Genomic DNA, 16731 nt, shown 5'->3' with positions numbered 1-16731 from the left:
CGCGCCGCCTCCTCTGTCTGCCTGTCAAGCGCCGCGAGCGCACGGGCCGGGTCGGCCCGTGCGCTCGACGGCACGTAGGTGTCGGCCCCCTCGCAGGGCCCCGCGACGAGCTGGCGAGTCGTGGGGGGCGAGGAGGTCCTTCGTCAGGCCTCGACGGCCGTGATGGAGACCGTCTTGCGACCGCGGCGGGTACCGAAGGTCACCGAGCCCGGCTCCAGGGCGAACAGCGTGTCGTCGCCACCGCGGCCGACACCCAGACCCGGGTGGAAGTGGGTGCCGCGCTGGCGGACGATGATCTCGCCGGCCTTGACGACCTGGCCGCCGAAACGCTTCACGCCGAGGCGCTGGGCGTTCGAGTCGCGGCCGTTGCGGGAGGACGAGGCGCCCTTCTTGTGTGCCATGTCGTCGTCAGCCCTTCGTGATGTCGCGGACGACCACGTCGGTCAGCGGCTGACGGTGCCCCTGGCGCTTGTGGTAGCCGGTCTTGTTTTTGAACTTGTGGATGCGGATCTTCGGGCCCTTGCCGTGCCCGACGATCTCGCCGGTCACCGTGACGCCGGCCAGCGCGGCCGCGTCGGTGGTGACGGTGTCGCCGTCGACGAGCAGGACTGCGGGCAGCGCGACCTGGTCGCCCGCCTCACCGGCCAGGCGGTTGACCGTGAACCGGTCGCCCACGGCCACCTTGTGCTGCCGGCCACCGGCCTTGACGACTGCGTACACCACTGACTCCTCGATCGCGTGCTCGTGTCTGTCCTGGGCGCACGCCCGCGGGGACGCGGGGTGCGGGACGGGCTGCACGCGCCTCCCGGGCGGCACCGTGCGGTGCCCTGCCCGTGGCGGTGCAACCCGACCAGCGTACCCGAGCCGCCGGGACCGGGTCGAACGCGGTCCCGGCGGCTCGGCCCCCGTGCGGGGTCCCGCCGGGAGCCGGCGGGGGCACGGGGGTCGTTGCTCAGGAGGCCGGGGGTCCGGCCGGCCGGCTGGCCGCCCGGCGGCGCCGCGGACGGCCGCCCCCGACCACCGCGGGGGCGGCCGGCTCGTCGGGGCCGGCCCCGGCGGGGACGTCGTCCTCGTCGGGCTCGTCCTGCTGCTCCGCGACGGCCGCGTCGTCCGCGGGCGGCGCGTCCGCGGGCGGCGCGTCCGCGGCCGCCGGCTCCTGCGGCTCGGGAGCCGCGGCCGGGGCCTGGGCGGCATCCTGCGCGGTCGGCTCGGGTGCGATGCCCGGCGCGTCGGCCGGGGTGCCGTCGGCCGTGGGGACGGCGTCCGTGGCGGCCGGGGTGCCCGCCCCGGCGGTCCCCCCGGTGCCCTCGGCGGCACCGTCGTCCCCGGACGGGCCGACGGCGGTGAGCACCGCGGCGTCCTCGGCGGCGCGCTCCTCCCCCGACTGCCCCCGGTTGCGACGACCACGGTTGCGGCGACCACCGGAGCGCGGCTCGCCGCCCTCGGCGGCCGGCTCGGCGGCCGGCACGGCGTCCGGCTCGGCGTCCTTGGCGACAACCTCGGCCGCCGGTTCGGCCGGCGTCTCGACCGGGGTGTCCCGCCGCTCGGAGCGGGTCTGGTCGCGGTCGCGGTTGCGGCCACCACCGTTCCCGCCCGGACCACCGCCGGAGCCGCCGGAGCCGCCGGAGCCGTTGCCGCCGCGGCGCTTCTCGTCGACGGGGTCGGTGTGCACCAGGATCCCGCGGCCGCGGCAGTGCTCGCACGGCTCGCTGAACACCTCGAGCAGGCCCTGGCCGACGCGCTTGCGGGTCATCTGCACCAGGCCGAGCGAGGTCACCTCGGCGACCTGGTGCTTGGTGCGGTCGCGCCCCAGGCACTCGGTGAGCCGGCGCAGCACCAGGTCCCGGTTGCTCTCCAGGACCATGTCGATGAAGTCGATGACGATGATCCCGCCGATGTCACGCAACCGGAGCTGGCGGACGATCTCCTCGGCCGCCTCCATGTTGTTGCGCGTCACCGTCTGCTCCAGGTTGCCGCCCGAGCCGGTGAACTTCCCGGTGTTGACGTCGACGACCGTCATCGCCTCGGTGCGGTCGATGACCAGCGAGCCGCCGGAGGGCAGCCACACCTTGCGGTCGAGCGCCTTGGTCAGCTGCTCGTCGATCCGCAGGTCGCGGAACACGTCGCCCTCACCGGTGTAGCGGCGCAGCCGGCCGACCAGCTCCGGCGACACGTGCGCGACGTAGGCCTCGACGGTGTCCCAGGCGTCGTCGCCCTGGACGACGAGCTCCTTGAAGTCCTCGTTGAAGACGTCGCGGATGACCCGGATGGCCAGGTCCGGCTCGCCGTAGAGCAGCGTCGGACCGCCGCCGGAGCCGTTCTGCGCGGCCTCGGCCTTCTTCTGGATGACGTCCCACTGCGCCTGCAGCCGGGCCACGTCGCGGGTCAGCTCCTCCTCCGAGGCGCCCTCCGCGGCGGTCCGGATGATCACGCCGGCGTCCTCGGGGACGATCTTCTTGAGGATGTCCTTGAGCCGCTGCCGCTCGGTGTCGGGCAGCTTGCGGCTGATCCCGGTCATCGAGCCGCCCGGCACGTAGACCAGGAAGCGACCGGGCAGGTTGATCTGCTGGGTGAGCCGCGCGCCCTTGTGCCCGATCGGGTCCTTGGTGACCTGCACCAGGACCTTGTCGCCGGACTTGAGCGCCGTCTCGATCGACCGCTGCTTCCCGGTCAGCCCGACGGCGTCCCAGTTGACCTCACCGGCGTAGAGGACGGCGTTGCGCCCCTTCCCGATGTCGACGAACGCGGCCTCCATGCTGGGCAGCACGTTCTGCACCCGGCCGAGGTAGACGTTGCCGGCGAACGAGGTCGCCGAGGCCTGGGTGACGTAGTGCTCGACGAGGACGTCGTCCTCGAGGACGGCGATCTGGGTGCGCTCGCCGCGCTGGCGGATGACCATCGCCCGGTCCACGGCCTCGCGGCGGGCGAGGAACTCGGCCTCGGAGAGGATGGGGGCGCGGCGGCGGCCGGTGTCCCGCCCGTCCCGCCGGCGCTGGCGCTTGGCCTCCAGACGCGTGGAGCCGGAGACGCCCTTGACGTCGTCCTCGCTGGTGGTGCGACCGTCCCGGCCGGCGCGCTCGGGCCGCTCGCTGTCCCCGCCGGCGTCCCCGCCGGACTCCGAGCCGCCCCGGCGGCGCCGGCGCCGGCGGCGCCGCGTGCTGGACCCGGTCTCCTCGTCGCCCTCGTCACCCTCGCCGTCCTCGGCGTCACCCTCGTCGGACTCGTCGGAGTCCTCGTCGTCCGCCGCGGCGCGGGAGGCATCGCGGGGCTGCCCGTCGGCCTCGCCGTCGTCGCCGGACTCGTCGGCGTCGTCGGCGTCCTCCCCGCTGCGGCCCCGGCCGCGACCGCGGCGCCCGCGGCGACGGCGGCGGCTGCCGCCCCCGGACTCGTCGCGGTCGTCGGAGTCGTCGGCGCTCTCGTCACCGGCCTCGTCCTCGGCCCCGGTGCCCTCGTCGGTCGCCGGGTCGGCGCCCTCGCCGTCGCCGGCGCCGCCGCGGCGGCGCGAGCGGCCGCGGCGCGAGCGCGGGGCCGGCGTCTCGTCGTCCTCGTCCGGGGACGACCCGCCGGTGTCCTCGGGCTCGTCGGGCGACTCGGCCAGCGGCCGCCGGCTGCGCCGGCGCGGCGCGGGCGCCTCTTGCTCGGCCGGGGCCACGAAACTGATGAACGCCGGCGCGACCGGCGGGGCTGCCGGCGGCGCCTCGTAGGCGTCGGGGTCGGCCGAGGCGGCCGGGCGGGTGGCCCGCCGGCGGGGGCGCGCGACCACGGCGGTGGGCTCGGGGGAGCTGAACTGCGCCCCGAATCGGGACCGCGGCTCGGGCTCGGCCTCCGGGGCCTCCGGCCCGGTCTCCGGGGCCTCCGGCTCGGTCTCCGCCTCCGGCCCGGTCTCCGCCTCCGGCCCGGTCTCCGGGTCCGCCGGCTCCTCCGCCTCCGGGGCCTCGGTCTCCGGGTCCTCGGCGGGGAGCTCCGCGGCGCCGGGCGCGACCGCCGCGACATCGTCGTCCTCGTCCCCGGCGAGCGCGGCGGCCGGCGCGGCCGCCTGGCCCTCGATGCCCGAGGCCCCGTGGGGGGACCCCTGGTCGCTGGGCGCGGGGGCCGATCCGGTCTCCTCCGCTGCGGTGTCCTCGATGGTCGTCGAGGTGGTGTCGTCCTGGTCGGCCACGAAGGGCTCGCCTCCTGTGTGGTGCCCCCGGGCGCCGATGGCTGCGGCGGCCGCGCAGGGGCACGGGTTGGGCGGGTCGGGCGGGCCCTCGGATCTGGCGCGGGTCCGCCCGTCCTGCGAAGTCTGTGGACGGCTCCGGCTCGCGACGGTTGCCGCGGCCGGGGGCCGGTGGTGCTGTCGTGCAGGTGCGCTGGTCTGGCTGCGTGGTGCTGGCTCTCGGTGCAGCACGTCTGGCAGCCGTGCCGCGCGACGGCGCGGGCGCTCCTGAACTCAGACGGTCGCGCGCTCCCCCTGGCAGCGGGTTCGCACGAGCCGGTCGGGCCCGAGCGGGTCGGCCACCGTCCCGGTGTCGTCGAGCCGGCCCTGCGCCTCACGCACGGCCCGGGGGGGCGACGGCGGGCGCAGGTCGGCGACGGCAGCCAGGGCGGCCACCACGTCGTCTGGTCGAACGGCGGGCGTCACCTGCCGGACGACCACGGTCAGTATGGCACAGCCCGCCTCGCCGCCCGCCGTCGCGGAGGCCACCGCCGCGCGGGCGTCGACGTCGCGCAGGCCGCTCTTGGTGCGCCGCGCGACGGTGACCTCCTCGCGCGCCAGGAAGGTCGCCAGGGCGCTCGCGAGCTCGGCGGGCTCCACGCCGGGCAACTCCAGGCGCCACACCGCGGCGTCGATCCGGTCGGCCAGCCCGCCGGTCCCCTCCTGGGCGGCCACGCAGTCGACGACGTCGACGCCGGGCGGCAGCGCGGCGTCCAGCGCCACCCGCACGGCCTCGGGGTCGCACGGGCGGGTCAGGCCGATCTCGACGTACTCGGCCTCGCTGGCCGCACCCGTCGGCGCCGCACCCACGTAGCTGATCTTCGGGTGCGGGCTGAAGCCGGCGGAGAACGCCATGGGCACCTCGGCTCGGCGCAGCGCCCGCTCGAGGGCGCGGGCCAGGTCGCGGTGCGAGGCGAAGCGCAGCGGGCCGCGCTTGGTGTAGCGCAGCCGCAGCTTCTGGACGGTGGGCGGCGGGGGCGGCCCGTCGGGCTGGCGGGCCATCTCAGCGGCCCATCTCAGCGGCCCACGACGGTGAGCGGCAGCAGGCTGCGCCCGGTCGGGCCGATCTGGATCTCGGTGCCGTTGGTCGGGCAGACGCCGCAGTCGTAGCAGGGGGTCCAGCGGCAGTCGCTGACCTCCTGCTCGGCCAGGGCCTCCTGCCAGTCCTCCCAGAGCCACTCCTTGTCCAGCCCGGAGTCCAGGTGGTCCCAGGGCAGGACCTCCTCCTCGGTGCGCTCGCGGGTGGTGAACCAGTCCAGGTCGACGCCGAAGGCCGCCAGCTCCTCGGCCGCGGCCGCCGTCCACCGGTCGTAGGAGAAGTGCTCGCTCCACCCGTCGAACCGGCCGCCGTCGCGCCACACCCGCTCGATCACCCGGCCGACGCGACGGTCGCCCCGGGAGAGCAGGCCCTCGATCACGCCGGGCTTGCCGTCGTGGTAGCGCATGCCGATCGAGCGGCCGATGCGGCGGTCGGCGTTGATCGCCTGGCGCAGGACCCTCAACCTGTGGTCGATGGTCTCCGCGCTGGCCTGGCCCGCCCACTGGAACGGGGTGTGCGGCTTGGGCACGAACCCGCCGATGGAGACGGTGCACCGGATGTCCTTGCGGCCGCTGGCCTCGCGGCCGGCCCGGATCACCTCGGTGGCGAGCTCGGCGATCTCCAGGACGTCCTCGTCGGTCTCCGTGGGGAGTCCGCACATGAAGTAGAGCTTCACCTGCGTCCAGCCGTTGGCGTACGCGGTGGTGACCGTGCGGACGAGGTCCTCCTTGGACACCGTCTTGTTGATCACCCGCCGGATCCGCTCGCTGCCGCCCTCGGGGGCGAAGGTGAGCCCGCTGCGCCGCCCGTTGCGGGACAGCTCGTTGGCCAGCGTGACGTTGAAGGCGTCGACCCGGGTGCTGGGCAGCGACAGACCGGTGTTGCTGCCCTCGTAGCGGTCGGCGAGCTCCTTGGCCAGCTGGCCGATCTCCGAGTGGTCGGCGCTGGACAGCGACAGCAGCCCGACCTCCTGGTAGCCGGTGGCCTTGAGCCCCTGGTCGACCATCGAGCCGATCCCGGTGATGGTCCGCTCGCGCACCGGGCGGGTGATCATCCCGGCCTGGCAGAACCGGCAGCCGCGGGTGCAGCCGCGGAAGATCTCCACGCTCATCCGCTCGTGCACGCTCTCGGCGAGCGGCACCAGCGGCGTCTTCGGGTAGGGCCACTCGTCGAGGTCCATGACGGTGCGCTTGCCGACCCGCGCGGGGACGTCGTCCCGGGTGCGGGCAACCGAGGCGATCGCGCCGTCGGGCCCGTAGGAGACCGCGTAGAAGCGCGGCACGTAGACGCCGTCGACCCGGGCCAGGCGGGCGAGCAGCTCGACGCGGCCACCGGGCCGGCCCTGCTCCTTCCACGCCTTGACCACGTCGGTGATGTCCCCGACGGCCTGCTCGCCGTCGCCGAGGACGGCGCAGTCGACGAAGTCGGCGACGGGCTCGGGGTTGAACGCCGCGTGCCCGCCGGCGACGACGACGGGGTGCGACTCGTCGCGCTCGGCGGCGTGCAGCGGCACCCCGGCGAGGTCGAGCGCCTCGAGCAGGTTGGTGTAGCCGAGCTCGGTGGCGAAGCTGACACCGAGCAGGTCGAAGTCGGCGACGGCCCGGTGGCTGTCGACGGTGAACTGCCCGACGCCGTGCTCGCGCATCAGCACGGCGAGGTCGGGCCAGACCGCGTAGGTGCGCTCGGCGAGGGCGTCGGGCCGCTCGTTGAGCACCTCGTACAGGATCATCAGGCCCTGGTTGGGCAGCCCCACCTCGTAGGCGTCGGGGTACATCAGCGCCCAGTGGACGGCGACGTCGTCCCAGGGCTTGACCTGGGCGTTGAGCTCGCCACCGACGTACTGGATGGGCTTCTGGACCTGGGCCAGCAGGGGCTCCAGGCGGGGGTACAGCGTCTGACCAGTCATGACCCGTCCAGGGTAGCCGCGCCGCTGCGCCGCCCCCCGCCCGTCGGCGAGATCTGCACAGTCGTCGGCATCAGCGCCTGATGGTGACGACTGTGCAGATCTCGCGGAGCGTCAGCGCACCCAGGCCTTGCTGCCGGGCAGGGTGAGCCGGGGCAGCCCGAGGACGTGCTGGGCGATCATGCCCTTGAACACCTCGGTGGTGCCGCCGTAGGTGGCCGTGCCCTGGGCGAAGCGGTGGGCGTAGTCGATCACGCCGTCCTCGAGGGCGCCGTCGGCCCCGTGCGCGAGCAGCGCCTCCGGTCCGACCATGTCGACGAGCTCGGCGATGCCGGCGATGTAGCCCAGCGAGCTCTTGGTGCGGCCCATCGGCCCAGGGGTCACGCGGATGGCCTCGGTCTCGACGACCAGGTGGCCCAGCCGGTCGAGGAAGGCCGGGTCGTCGGCCACGAGGGTGCCGTCGGGACGGCGGGTGCGCCTGGCCCAGCGGGCCGCGGCGTCGATGGCGGCCTCGAACTCGCGGGTGCCCATGGTCATGCCGACGTCGCTCAACCCGTCGTCGGGCCGGCCGGCGCCGTGCTCGGCCGACAGCGGGCCCTGCAGGGTCGCCCAGCCCGCGTTCACGTCACCCATGCGGTACGTGTCGGACACGTGCACGTCGGTGTAGTAGACGGCGTTGGTGCGCTCCCCGCCGTAGGTCCGGATGGCCTGGATCTCCACCCCCGGCGAGTCCAGCGGCACCAGGAACATCGTCAGACCCTTGTGCTTGGGGGCGTCGGGGTCGGTCCGGGTGATCAGGAACGTGTACTGGCAGTTGTGCGCCCCGGTGGTCCACAGCTTCGAGCCGTTGAGCACCCAGTCGTCGCCGTCCCGCACCGCACGCAGCGTCGCGCCGGCGATGTCCGACCCACCCTCGGGATCGCTGTAGCCCAGGCAGAAGCGCACCCGACCGGCCGCCACCTCGGGCTTGAGCCGCGCGGCCAGCTCCGGGTCGGCGGAGAGCTCGACGGCGCTCCAGACCAGCCCGGTCGTGCTGTGCGTGATCATCGGGACCTCCCGGCGGGAGAGCTCCAGCGCCAGGATCCGCTGGCAGACACGGTCCAGGCCGGCGCCCCCGTCGGCGACCGGCCACGCCGGGAACAGCCACCCCTTGCTGCCCAGCGCCAGGTGCACCGCCTCGTTGAAGCCGTCGCCGGTGCGCCGCTCGTGCTCGTGCACGTCGGCGGTGACGACCTCGTCGAGGAAGGCGCGCACCTCCTTCTGGAACTGCTCCTGCTCGGCGGTCAGCTCGACGGTGGCGAAGTCCATGTCCGATCCCCTCTCTCAGACCGCGGCCAGCAGGGCCCGCGCGACCTCGCGGCGGTCGGCGCCCGGGTCCCCGCCCAGGACGCTCCAGCCCTTGGCGCGCAGGAAGAACAGGCTGATGTCGGCCTCGACGGTGAAGCCCAGGCCGCCCTGGGTGTGCGCCGAGACCCAGGCGGCCTCGGTGGCGGCGCGCGCGGCGTGCACGAAGGCGGCCAGCGGCAGGTCCGGGCGGGTCCGCGGCTCGGAGGTGGCGTACCAGGCGGCCTTGCGGACGAGGTTGCGCGCCCCGGCGATCTCGGTGGCGGCGTCGGCCAGCGGGAAGGCGACCCCCTGCAGGGAGCCGATCGCCACCCCGAGCGTGCGCCGGGTCTTGGCGAACTCGACGCCGAGGTCCAGCGCGGACTGGGCGATGCCCACCAGGGCGGCGCCGGTCAGCAGCTTCCACTCGGCGACGGCGGCGCGGAACAGCGCCTCGGCCTCGGCGCCGGCGACCAGCACGGTCCGCTCGCCCGCGGCCGGGTCGAACCAGGCCAGCGGGGTCGAGCCCTGGTTGGGCACGTGCGCGGCCGGCTCGGCGAGCGTGTGCAGGGCGAGCCCCTCGGCCGACCAGGAGAGGACGTCGCGGGCGAGGGCGGCATCGGGGACGAGCTGACGGTTGCCGTCCACGACCGGCTGCAGGGCCAGGGTGACGATCCGCTCCCCCGCCGCCGCGGCGGCCAGCAGCTCGCCGGCACCCCCGGCCCGGGCCAGCAGCCGCGAGGCGACGACGTGCGAGACCAGCGGCACCGGCGCCACGACCCGGCCGAGCTCCTCGGCGACCAGGACCAGGTCGACGAGGGTGGCGTCGTCCCCACCGGCGGCCTCCGGCAGCGCCATGGCGGTGGCACCCATCCCGACCACCCGCTGCCACAGGCCGGCGTCGAAGCCCAGCGGCTCGGCCGCGCGCACCAGCGAGGAGGGGACCTGCTCGCGGAAGAACTCGCCGAAGCCCTCGAGCACCGCCTGCTGGTCGTCGTCCAGGCGGAAGTCCTGACGCCGTAACTCGAATCGTTCCACGGCTGTAAATCCATCACATGGACGCCTCGGCGGACAAGGGCCCTGCGGCGCGTCCGGCCGCGGACGACGAGGACCCGCGCCCGCCGGTCGGCGGTCGCGGGTCCTCGGGCGGCGGGTCTACAGGTGGGGGAAGAACAGGCCGATCTCGCGGGCGGCCGACTCCGGGGAGTCCGAGCCGTGCACGATGTTGCTCTGCACCTCGAGGGCGAAGTCGCCGCGGATGGTGCCCGGGCCGGCCTTCACCGGGTCGGTCGCCCCGGCCAGCGCGCGGAACGCCTCGATCGCCCGCGGTCCCTCGACGACGAGCGCCAGCAGCGGACCGCCGGTGATGAAGTCGACCAGCGACGGGAAGAACGGCTTCTCCCGGTGCTCGCCGTAGTGCTGCTCGGCCACCTCGCGGGGCAGGGTGCGCAGCTCGGCGGCGACCAGGCGCAGGCCCTTGGCCTCCAGCCGCGAGATCACCTCGCCGACCAGGCCGCGGGCGACGCCGTCGGGCTTGACGAGGACGAGGGTGCGTTCGGTCACGGAGCGGCAGCCTAACGGCCCGCGGCGGGAGGCCCGCACGCGACGGCGGTCCGCCGGCGCCCCGGAGCCCTAGCTAGGTTGCACCGCATGCCCGCCGACCTCGCGCTCACCACGGACGCCCGCTGGACCGCGGACACCGCGCAGCTCGCGGCCGCCGCCGGCACCGCGGGCTTCGCAGGCATCGGGTTGGGCGCGGAGCGGACCCTCGCCGCCGCCGGGCAGCTCGCCGCCGCCGCGGCCGCGGTCTCGGCCCCCTGGGTGCTCACCGTGCCCGCCGCCCCGCCGTCGGGGGAGTCGGCGGCCCTGCTGCGCCGGTGCGCCGACGTCGTCGCCGAGGCCGGCGCCCGGCTGGCGGTCGAGTTCAGCCCGCTGGGCGTGGTGACCTCGATCGCCGCCGCGCGCGAGCTGATCGCGGCCGCCGATCCCGGCCGGACCGCCGTCATGATCGACACCTGGCACTTCTCCCGCGGCGACAGCACGTGGGCCGACCTCGCGGCCATCCCGCTCGAGGAGATCGCCTACCTGCAGGTCTGCGACGCACCGGCCCCGCGGTCCGGGGACGGCTTCGACGAGACGATGAACCGCCGCTGCTGGCCGGGCGAGGGGACGTTCGAGCTCGAGCGCTTCGCCGCCGCCCTGCTCGGGCGCGGCTGGACGGGCACGGTCAGCGTGGAGGTGCTCAACTCCGACCTGGTCCGCCTGCCGGTGGCCGAGTTCGCCCGCGTCGCGCACGACACGACCGCCCGCTACTGGGGCTGAGTGGAGTGCCGGAGTGCAGGTTTCCTGCACTGCGGCACTCCGCTCAGGAGGCGGTGGCCTCGCCGTCGTCCCCCGGGACCACCGGGTCGCCGAACGGCGTGCCGAGCAGCTCCTTGCGCACCTGGAGCAGGTACAGCCAGATCAGCAGGAAGACGCCGCCCACGAAGAACATGGCGCTGGTGAGGAAGCCGGTCAGCAGCAGCGGAACCTGCAGGACCGTGCCGACCACGAGGCCCCACGGCCGCCGCTGCAGCCCGGCGGCCAGGACCAGCACGACGGCGAGGACGAGCAGCGCGGTGAGCCAGGCTCCGCTGAGCCCCTCGTCGGTGGGCGCGACGCCACGCGGCACGAACAGGACGGCGATGCCCTCGAGCGCGAGGATCGCGGCCGCGGCCCCGCGGAGCGCCTTCGCCGCCCGCGCCGGGTCCGGTGCGGTCATGCCCGCGACCCGCCGAGGACGCTGCGGGCCTCTCCGGCGGTGATGACGCTGCCGGTGACCAGGACGCCGGAGCCGCCGAGGGCGTCGTCGGGACCGGCCTCGGCCAGCTCGATCGCCTCGGTGATGGCGTCGGGCAGCCGCGGCGAGACGCTCACCCGGTCGGCGCCGAAGACGTCGACGGCGAGCGCGCCCAGCTCGTCGGCCGGCATCGCCCGCGGCGAGACGTGCTGGGTGACCACGAGCTCGGCGCACAGCGGCTCGAGCTCGGCCAGCATGCCGGTGACGTCCTTGCCGCGGACGCAGGCCACGACGCCGACCAGCCGGGTGAAGTCGAAGGACTCGCGGATCGCCTCGACCGTGGCGGCCATGCCGGCGGGGTTGTGCGCGGCGTCGACCAGCACGGTCGGCGAGGTGCGCACCCGCTCCAGCCGCCCCGGTGAGCGCACGGCGGCGAACGCGGTGCGGACCGTGTCGACGTCGATCGGCCCGGTGGTCGCGCCGGCACCGAGGAACGCCTCGACGGCGGCCAGCGCGGTCGCGGCGTTCTGCGCCTGGTGCGCGCCGAACAGCGGCAGGAAGACGTCGTCGTACTCCCCACCCAGGCCCTGCAGCCGCAGCTGCTGCCCGCCGACGGCGACCTTGCGGTCGAGCACGCCGAACTCGGTCCCCTCGCGGGCGACGACGGCCTCGACCTCGACCGCGCGGCGGACCAGCGCGTCGAGCGCCGCCGGCTGCTGCGCGGAGAGGACGGCGATCGCGTCGCCCTTGATGATCCCGGCCTTCTCCCCCGCGATCGTCCCGACGTCGGGCCCGAGGTACTCGGCGTGGTCCAGCGCGACCGGGGTGACGACGGCGACCCGCGCGTCGACCACGTTCGTGGCGTCCCAGCGGCCGCCCATGCCGACCTCGACGACGGCGACGTCGACCGGGGCATCGGCGAACAGGGCGTACGCCAGGCCCACCATCACCTCGAAGAACGACATCGGGTGCGCAGCCCCGGCGTCCACCATCTGCACGTAGGGCGCGATGTCGGCGTGGGTCTCGACGAAGCGCTCGACGCTCACCGGCTCGCCGTCGAGCACGATCCGCTCGCGCAGCGACTGCAGGTGCGGGCTGGTGAACCGGCCGACGCGCAGGCCGAACCCGCGCAGCAGCTCGTCGACCATCCGCGCCGTCGTCGTCTTGCCGTTGGTGCCGGCGACCTGGATGACCGGGAAGGCGCGGTGCGGCGAGCCGAGCAGATCGACCAGGGCGCTGATCCGGGTGAGCGAGGGCTCGAGCCGGGTCTCGGGCCACCGCGCCAGCAGCTCGTTCTCGACCCGGGCCACGTCACCGGCGCTGGTGCTGCTCATCCGTCCCAGGATGCCAGCCGGGCGGTTCCTAGACTGAGGCACATGGCTCTCGACACCTCGGCACCGGACACCCCCGCCCAGGGAGCGACGGTCGACGTACCCGAGAAGCCAACGCTCGACGGCCTCGAGGAGAAGTGGACCGGCCGCTGGGCGGCCGAGGACACCTACACCTTCGACCGGGCCGCCGCCCTGGCCGCCCCGCGCGAGCAGGTCTACTCGATCGACACCCCGCCGCCGACGGCCAGCGGGTCGCTGCACGTGGGGCACGTCTTCAGCTACACCCACACCGACATCGTGGCCCGCTACCAGCGGATGCGCGGCCGGCACGTCTTCTACCCGATGGGCTGGGACGACAACGGCCTGCCCACCGAGCGCCGGGTGCAGAACTACTACGGCGTGCGCTGCGACCCCTCGCTGCACTACGACCCGTCCTTCGAGCCTCCGGCGAAGCCGGGCAAGGACCAGCTGCCGGTCTCCCGCCGGAACTTCGTCGAGCTGTGCGAGCGGCTGACCGAGGAGGACGAGAAGGCCTTCGAGCAGCTGTGGCGGCGGGTCGGCCTGTCGGTCGACTGGAACATCGTCTACCGGACGATCTCGGCGTCCTCCCGGGCCACCGCCCAGCGGATGTTCCTGCACAACCTCGCGCGCGGTGAGGCCTACGCGCAGGAGGCGCCGACGCTCTGGGACATCACCTTCCGCACCGCCGTCGCCCAGGCCGAGCTGGAGGACCGGGAGCGCCCCGGCGCCTACCACCGGATCGCCTTCGCCGGCCCGAACGGGCCCGTGCACATCGAGACCACCCGGCCCGAGCTGCTGCCGGCGTGCGTGGCACTGGTCGCCCACCCCGACGACGAGCGCTACCGGCCGCTGTTCGGGCAGACCGTGCGCACGCCGCTGTTCGGCGTCGAGGTTCCCGTGGTCGCCCACCGCCTCGCCGAGCCGGACAAGGGCTCGGGCATCGCGATGATCTGCACCTTCGGTGACCTCAACGACGTCACCTGGTGGCGGGAGCTGCAGCTGCCCACCCGCGCCGTGATCGGCTGGGACGGCCGGTTCGTCGCCGACGCGCCCGACGGCGTCCCGGCCGGCGTGTACGCCGAGCTCGCCGGGAAGACGCCGTTCAGCGCCCAGCAGCGGATCGTGGAGATGCTGCGCGAGTCCGGTGACCTCGAGGGCGAGCCGAAGACGATCACCCACCCGGTCAAGTTCTACGAGAAGGGCGACCGGCCGCTGGAGATCGTCACCACGCGGCAGTGGTACATCCGCAACGGCGGCCGGGACGCCGCCCTGCGCGACGCGCTCATCGCCCGCGGCCGGGAGATCCGGTGGGTGCCCGACCACATGCGGCACCGGTACGAGAACTGGGTCGAGGGACTCAACGGCGACTGGCTGATCAGCCGCCAGCGGTTCTTCGGCGTGCCGTTCCCGGTCTGGTATCGGCTGGACTCCGCGGGCGAGCCCGACCACTCCGCGCCGATCGTCGCCGACGAGGCCGCCCTGCCGGTCGACCCCTCGTCCGACGTGCCCCCCGGTTTCACCGAGGAGCAGCGGGGCGTGCCCGGCGGGTTCGTGGCCGACCCCGACGTCATGGACACCTGGGCGACGTCGTCGCTGTCCCCGCAGGTCGCCTCGGGCTGGGACACCGACCCGGAGCTGTTCGCGCACGTCTTCCCGATGGACCTGCGGCCGCAGGCGCACGACATCATCCGGACCTGGCTGTTCTCGACCGTCGTCCGCTCGCACTACGAGTTCGACGCCGCGCCGTGGTCGCACGCGGCCATCTCCGGCTTCGTCGTCGACCCGGACCGCAAGAAGATGTCGAAGTCCAAGGGCAACGTCGTCACGCCGATCGACGTGCTGGAGCGCTACGGCACCGACGCCGTCCGCTGGCGGGCCGCCGGGGCGCGACCGGGCGCGGACTCGCCGTTCGACGAGGCGCAGATGAAGGTCGGCCGGCGGCTGGCCATGAAGATCCTCAACGTCGGCCGGTTCGTGCTGGGGCTGGGGGCCACGTCCGCGTCGGGGGCCGACGCCGTGAGCGAGCCGCTCGACCGCGGCCTGCTGGCCGGCCTGGCCGCGGTGGTCGAGGAGGCCACCGCGGCGATGGAGGCCTACAACTACACCCGCGCGCTCGAGGTCACCGAGGCGTACTTCTGGACCTTCTGCGACGACTACGTCGAGCTGGTGAAGTCCCGGGCCTACGGCGACGACGAAGCCGCCCGGTCGGCGCAGGCCGCGCTGGCGGTCGCGCTGTCGGTGCAGCTGCGGCTGTTCGCGCCGGTGCTGCCCTTCGTCACCGAGGAGGTCTGGTCCTGGTGGCAGGCCGGCTCGGTGCACCGCGCGCCGTGGCCGGCCGCCGCGGAGCTGCCGGCCGGCGGTGACCCCGCGGTGCTGACCGTGGTCGCCGAGGCGCTGGCGGCGGTGCGCAAGGCCAAGTCGGAGGCCAAGCAGTCGATGCGGGCCGACGTCGAGTCCGCGACCGTGACCGCCCCCGCCGCGCAGGTCGAGCAGGTCGAGGCCGGGCGCGCCGACCTCGCCTCGGCCGGCCGCATCGCGCAGCTGTCGGTGGTCGCCGGCGAGGGCCCACTGTCGGTGGACGTCGTCCTGGCGCCGCTAGCGTCGGAGACCTGACCTCGGGCCCTCGCCCCGGCCCTCGCCCCGGACCTCGCCCCGGACCTCGCCCCGGACCTCGCCCTGGACCTCGCCCTGGACCGGGCGTTGTCCCTGTGCCGGCCACGACCGCGGTGCGGATGACCGGTCCAGGGCCAACCCCCCGGGCGGTCCGGGGGGGGTTCCGGTCAGGGGACGGTGTCGGCGGCCGCTGCCGGCGCCGCCGGCGGTGTCGGCGGCGGTCAGACGGCGGTGTCGGCGGCCCACGCCGGCGCCGGGCCCAGTCCGAGCCGCCACCGCGCCGCCTCCTCCGAGGGGCTGAACCGGCCCAGCGTCAGGCGCAGCGCCCGCAGCTGGGCCCGGGTGACGGCGAGCTGCGCGGCTTTGCCGCGACCGCGTCCGGGCACACCGGCGCACCCGGCGACCGCCGGGGACACCACGTGGGCCGCGGCGCCGGACAGGCCGCGGTAGACCAGCCGCTCCGGCGCGCTGAGGCCGGGCGGGGCGGCGAGGAACTCGCGCAGCTCGTCGGGGACAGGCCGGAGCTCGGGCCGGTACGCGGCGAGGGCCTCGGCCAGCTCGCCGGCCGTCGTCGGCAGGTCGGTCGCGCCCAGCGCCGCCGCCGCGCGGGCCCACTCCCCCACGTAGACGTCGGGCCAGCCGCGGCCGAACCGCGGGGCCAGGTCCCTGCCCACCGACTGCTGGGCGGCGAGGAAGGCGTCGGTGAAGGCGAGGTGCACCCAGCGCAGCAGCGCCGGGTCGGACGCCGAGTAGGCCCGCCCGCCGGCGCGGCCGCGGACCCGCGCGTGCATGCTGCGGACCCGGGAGGCCTCCCGCTCGGCCAGCTCCGCCGAGCCGAAGGTGCTGACCACGAGCCAGCGGGCGGTCCCGGCCAGCCGCTTCCACGGGTCCTCGCGGTAGGCCGAGTGCCGCTGCACGCCGGCCAGCGCGAGCGGGTGCGCCCCCTGGCCGAGCAGGGCCGCGACGCCGCCGACGAGGGTGGAGAGGTCACCGTGCACCCGCCAGACGACGCCGTCGGGCTCGAACCAGCCGGGGCCGGTGCCGACCCGGGCGATGTCGCGGACCCAGTCCGGCGCGCCGGTCGGATCTCCGGAGACGCGGGCCCGGAACGCCTCGCGCGCCTGCTCGGGCAGCGAGGTCAGCAGGCGCACGACTCCGAATGTGCCACGCCGGATCGCCCCCCGCCGACCTGTGCCCACCGACCGCCGACCGCGCTGGCCGTCCGCCGTCCCGGTGACCGTTGTCCCTCCCGTGGCCACTCCGGGCCCGGAGCTGGCCGTCACGGGGGCAACGCTCCCGGTCCGCTGTCCACAGATCTCCCGCGCCGGGCCCGAGCGGAGCCTGATCCCCGCATCCTCGCCCGGTGCACGACCTCCGGCGCCTGCTCGGTCCCACGGGGACGACGTCCACGTCGCTCCTCGCCGCCGCCGCCAGCCCCCGCAGCGTCGGGCGCTGGCTGGCCGACGGCGACCTGGTCCGGCTGCACCCCGGCTGGGTCACCGTGCCGGCTCTGGCGGACGAGTGATC

At 75.2% G+C, this 16731-nt stretch carries 14 protein-coding genes; 3 read left to right on the top strand and 11 right to left on the bottom strand.

Features of this window, described 5'->3' with window-relative positions; genetic code table 11:
* Positions 1 to 143 precede the first annotated feature (143 nt).
* From rpmA to ndk, 8 genes are all read right to left on the bottom strand, one after another.
* On the bottom strand, positions 144 to 401 hold the full coding sequence (gene rpmA / locus ACK586_RS02975) for a 50S ribosomal protein L27 (RefSeq protein WP_113840870.1): 258 nt from the start codon (positions 399 to 401) through the stop codon (positions 144 to 146).
* A 7-nt stretch (positions 402 to 408) separates the two neighbouring features.
* Complete coding sequence (rplU, locus tag ACK586_RS02970) at positions 409 to 720, bottom strand: 50S ribosomal protein L21 (RefSeq protein WP_409328961.1); 312 nt, start codon at positions 718 to 720, stop codon at positions 409 to 411.
* Between the two features lie 232 nt (positions 721 to 952).
* Positions 953 to 4159: an Rne/Rng family ribonuclease gene (locus ACK586_RS02965; RefSeq protein WP_409328960.1), complete on the bottom strand. Its 3207-nt coding sequence runs from the start codon at positions 4157 to 4159 to the stop codon at positions 953 to 955.
* 270 nt (positions 4160 to 4429) lie between these two features.
* Positions 4430 to 5197 (bottom strand): TIGR03936 family radical SAM-associated protein, encoded by a 768-nt coding sequence (locus ACK586_RS02960; protein WP_409328959.1) that lies wholly within the window; start codon positions 5195 to 5197, stop codon positions 4430 to 4432.
* A 14-nt stretch (positions 5198 to 5211) separates the two neighbouring features.
* Positions 5212 to 7140, bottom strand: coding sequence for a TIGR03960 family B12-binding radical SAM protein (locus ACK586_RS02955; RefSeq protein ID WP_409328958.1), 1929 nt, complete (start codon positions 7138 to 7140; stop codon positions 5212 to 5214).
* A 111-nt stretch (positions 7141 to 7251) separates the two neighbouring features.
* A complete protein-coding gene (locus tag ACK586_RS02950; protein ID WP_409328957.1) occupies positions 7252 to 8445 on the bottom strand; it encodes an acyl-CoA dehydrogenase family protein in 1194 nt (397 codons plus the stop codon).
* Positions 8446 to 8460: 15 nt separating this feature from the next.
* Positions 8461 to 9498: an acyl-CoA dehydrogenase family protein gene (locus ACK586_RS02945; protein WP_409328956.1), complete on the bottom strand. Its 1038-nt coding sequence runs from the start codon at positions 9496 to 9498 to the stop codon at positions 8461 to 8463.
* Positions 9499 to 9615: 117 nt separating this feature from the next.
* On the bottom strand, positions 9616 to 10023 hold the full coding sequence (gene ndk, locus ACK586_RS02940; RefSeq protein ID WP_409328955.1) for a nucleoside-diphosphate kinase: 408 nt from the start codon (positions 10021 to 10023) through the stop codon (positions 9616 to 9618).
* Positions 10024 to 10110: 87 nt separating this feature from the next.
* Between ndk and ACK586_RS02935 the strand changes: the two genes are divergently transcribed.
* On the top strand, positions 10111 to 10782 hold the full coding sequence (locus ACK586_RS02935; protein ID WP_409328954.1) for a sugar phosphate isomerase/epimerase family protein: 672 nt from the start codon (positions 10111 to 10113) through the stop codon (positions 10780 to 10782).
* 43 nt (positions 10783 to 10825) lie between these two features.
* Here the strand turns inward: ACK586_RS02935 and ACK586_RS02930 are convergent, their stop codons facing one another.
* On the bottom strand, positions 10826 to 11221 hold the full coding sequence (locus ACK586_RS02930) for a DUF4233 domain-containing protein (protein WP_409328953.1): 396 nt from the start codon (positions 11219 to 11221) through the stop codon (positions 10826 to 10828).
* Positions 11218 to 12573, bottom strand: coding sequence for a bifunctional folylpolyglutamate synthase/dihydrofolate synthase (locus ACK586_RS02925; protein ID WP_409328952.1), 1356 nt, complete (start codon positions 12571 to 12573; stop codon positions 11218 to 11220). The genes ACK586_RS02930 and ACK586_RS02925 overlap by 4 nt, the downstream gene beginning before the upstream one ends.
* Positions 12574 to 12615: 42 nt before the next feature.
* Here ACK586_RS02925 and valS point away from each other — a divergent pair, with 42 nt between their 5' ends.
* Positions 12616 to 15204 carry a valine--tRNA ligase gene (valS, locus tag ACK586_RS02920; protein WP_409328951.1) on the top strand — a complete coding sequence of 863 codons (2589 nt, stop codon included), beginning with the start codon at positions 12616 to 12618 and terminating at the stop codon, positions 15202 to 15204.
* A 221-nt stretch (positions 15205 to 15425) separates the two neighbouring features.
* On the opposite strand, the gene ACK586_RS02915 is transcribed toward valS, so the two are convergent.
* Positions 15426 to 16355, bottom strand: a complete 930-nt coding sequence (locus ACK586_RS02915; protein WP_409328950.1) for an oxygenase MpaB family protein — start codon at positions 16353 to 16355, stop codon at positions 15426 to 15428.
* 212 nt (positions 16356 to 16567) lie between these two features.
* On the opposite strand from ACK586_RS02915, the gene ACK586_RS02910 reads away from it, so the two are divergent.
* A complete protein-coding gene (locus ACK586_RS02910) occupies positions 16568 to 16729 on the top strand; it encodes a hypothetical protein (protein WP_409328949.1) in 162 nt (53 codons plus the stop codon).
* The last annotated feature ends 2 nt before the right edge of the window (positions 16730 to 16731 follow it).

The organism is Trujillonella humicola, from assembly GCF_046233715.1.
In the GTDB taxonomy this organism is placed as follows: domain Bacteria; phylum Actinomycetota; class Actinomycetes; order Mycobacteriales; family Geodermatophilaceae; genus Trujillonella; species Trujillonella humicola.
Note: the sequence above shows the minus strand (reverse complement) of the source record. Positions and strands in the feature narration are given on the sequence as shown.

What these genes read in the sequence shown, in the direction of transcription:
- rpmA (WP_113840870.1), bottom strand. Translation starts at nt 401, where the DNA reads ATGGCACACAAGAAGGGCGCCTCGTCCTCCCGCAACGGCCGCGACTCG.
- ACK586_RS02960 (WP_409328959.1), bottom strand. Translation starts at nt 5,197, where the DNA reads ATGGCCCGCCAGCCCGACGGGCCGCCCCCGCCGCCCACCGTCCAGAAG.
- ACK586_RS02955 (WP_409328958.1), bottom strand. Translation starts at nt 7,140, where the DNA reads ATGACTGGTCAGACGCTGTACCCCCGCCTGGAGCCCCTGCTGGCCCAG.
- ACK586_RS02950 (WP_409328957.1), bottom strand. Translation starts at nt 8,445, where the DNA reads ATGGACTTCGCCACCGTCGAGCTGACCGCCGAGCAGGAGCAGTTCCAG.
- ACK586_RS02935 (WP_409328954.1), top strand. Translation starts at nt 10,111, where the DNA reads ATGCCCGCCGACCTCGCGCTCACCACGGACGCCCGCTGGACCGCGGAC.
- ACK586_RS02930 (WP_409328953.1), bottom strand. Translation starts at nt 11,221, where the DNA reads ATGACCGCACCGGACCCGGCGCGGGCGGCGAAGGCGCTCCGCGGGGCC.
- ACK586_RS02925 (WP_409328952.1), bottom strand. Translation starts at nt 12,573, where the DNA reads ATGAGCAGCACCAGCGCCGGTGACGTGGCCCGGGTCGAGAACGAGCTG.
- valS (WP_409328951.1), top strand. Translation starts at nt 12,616, where the DNA reads ATGGCTCTCGACACCTCGGCACCGGACACCCCCGCCCAGGGAGCGACG.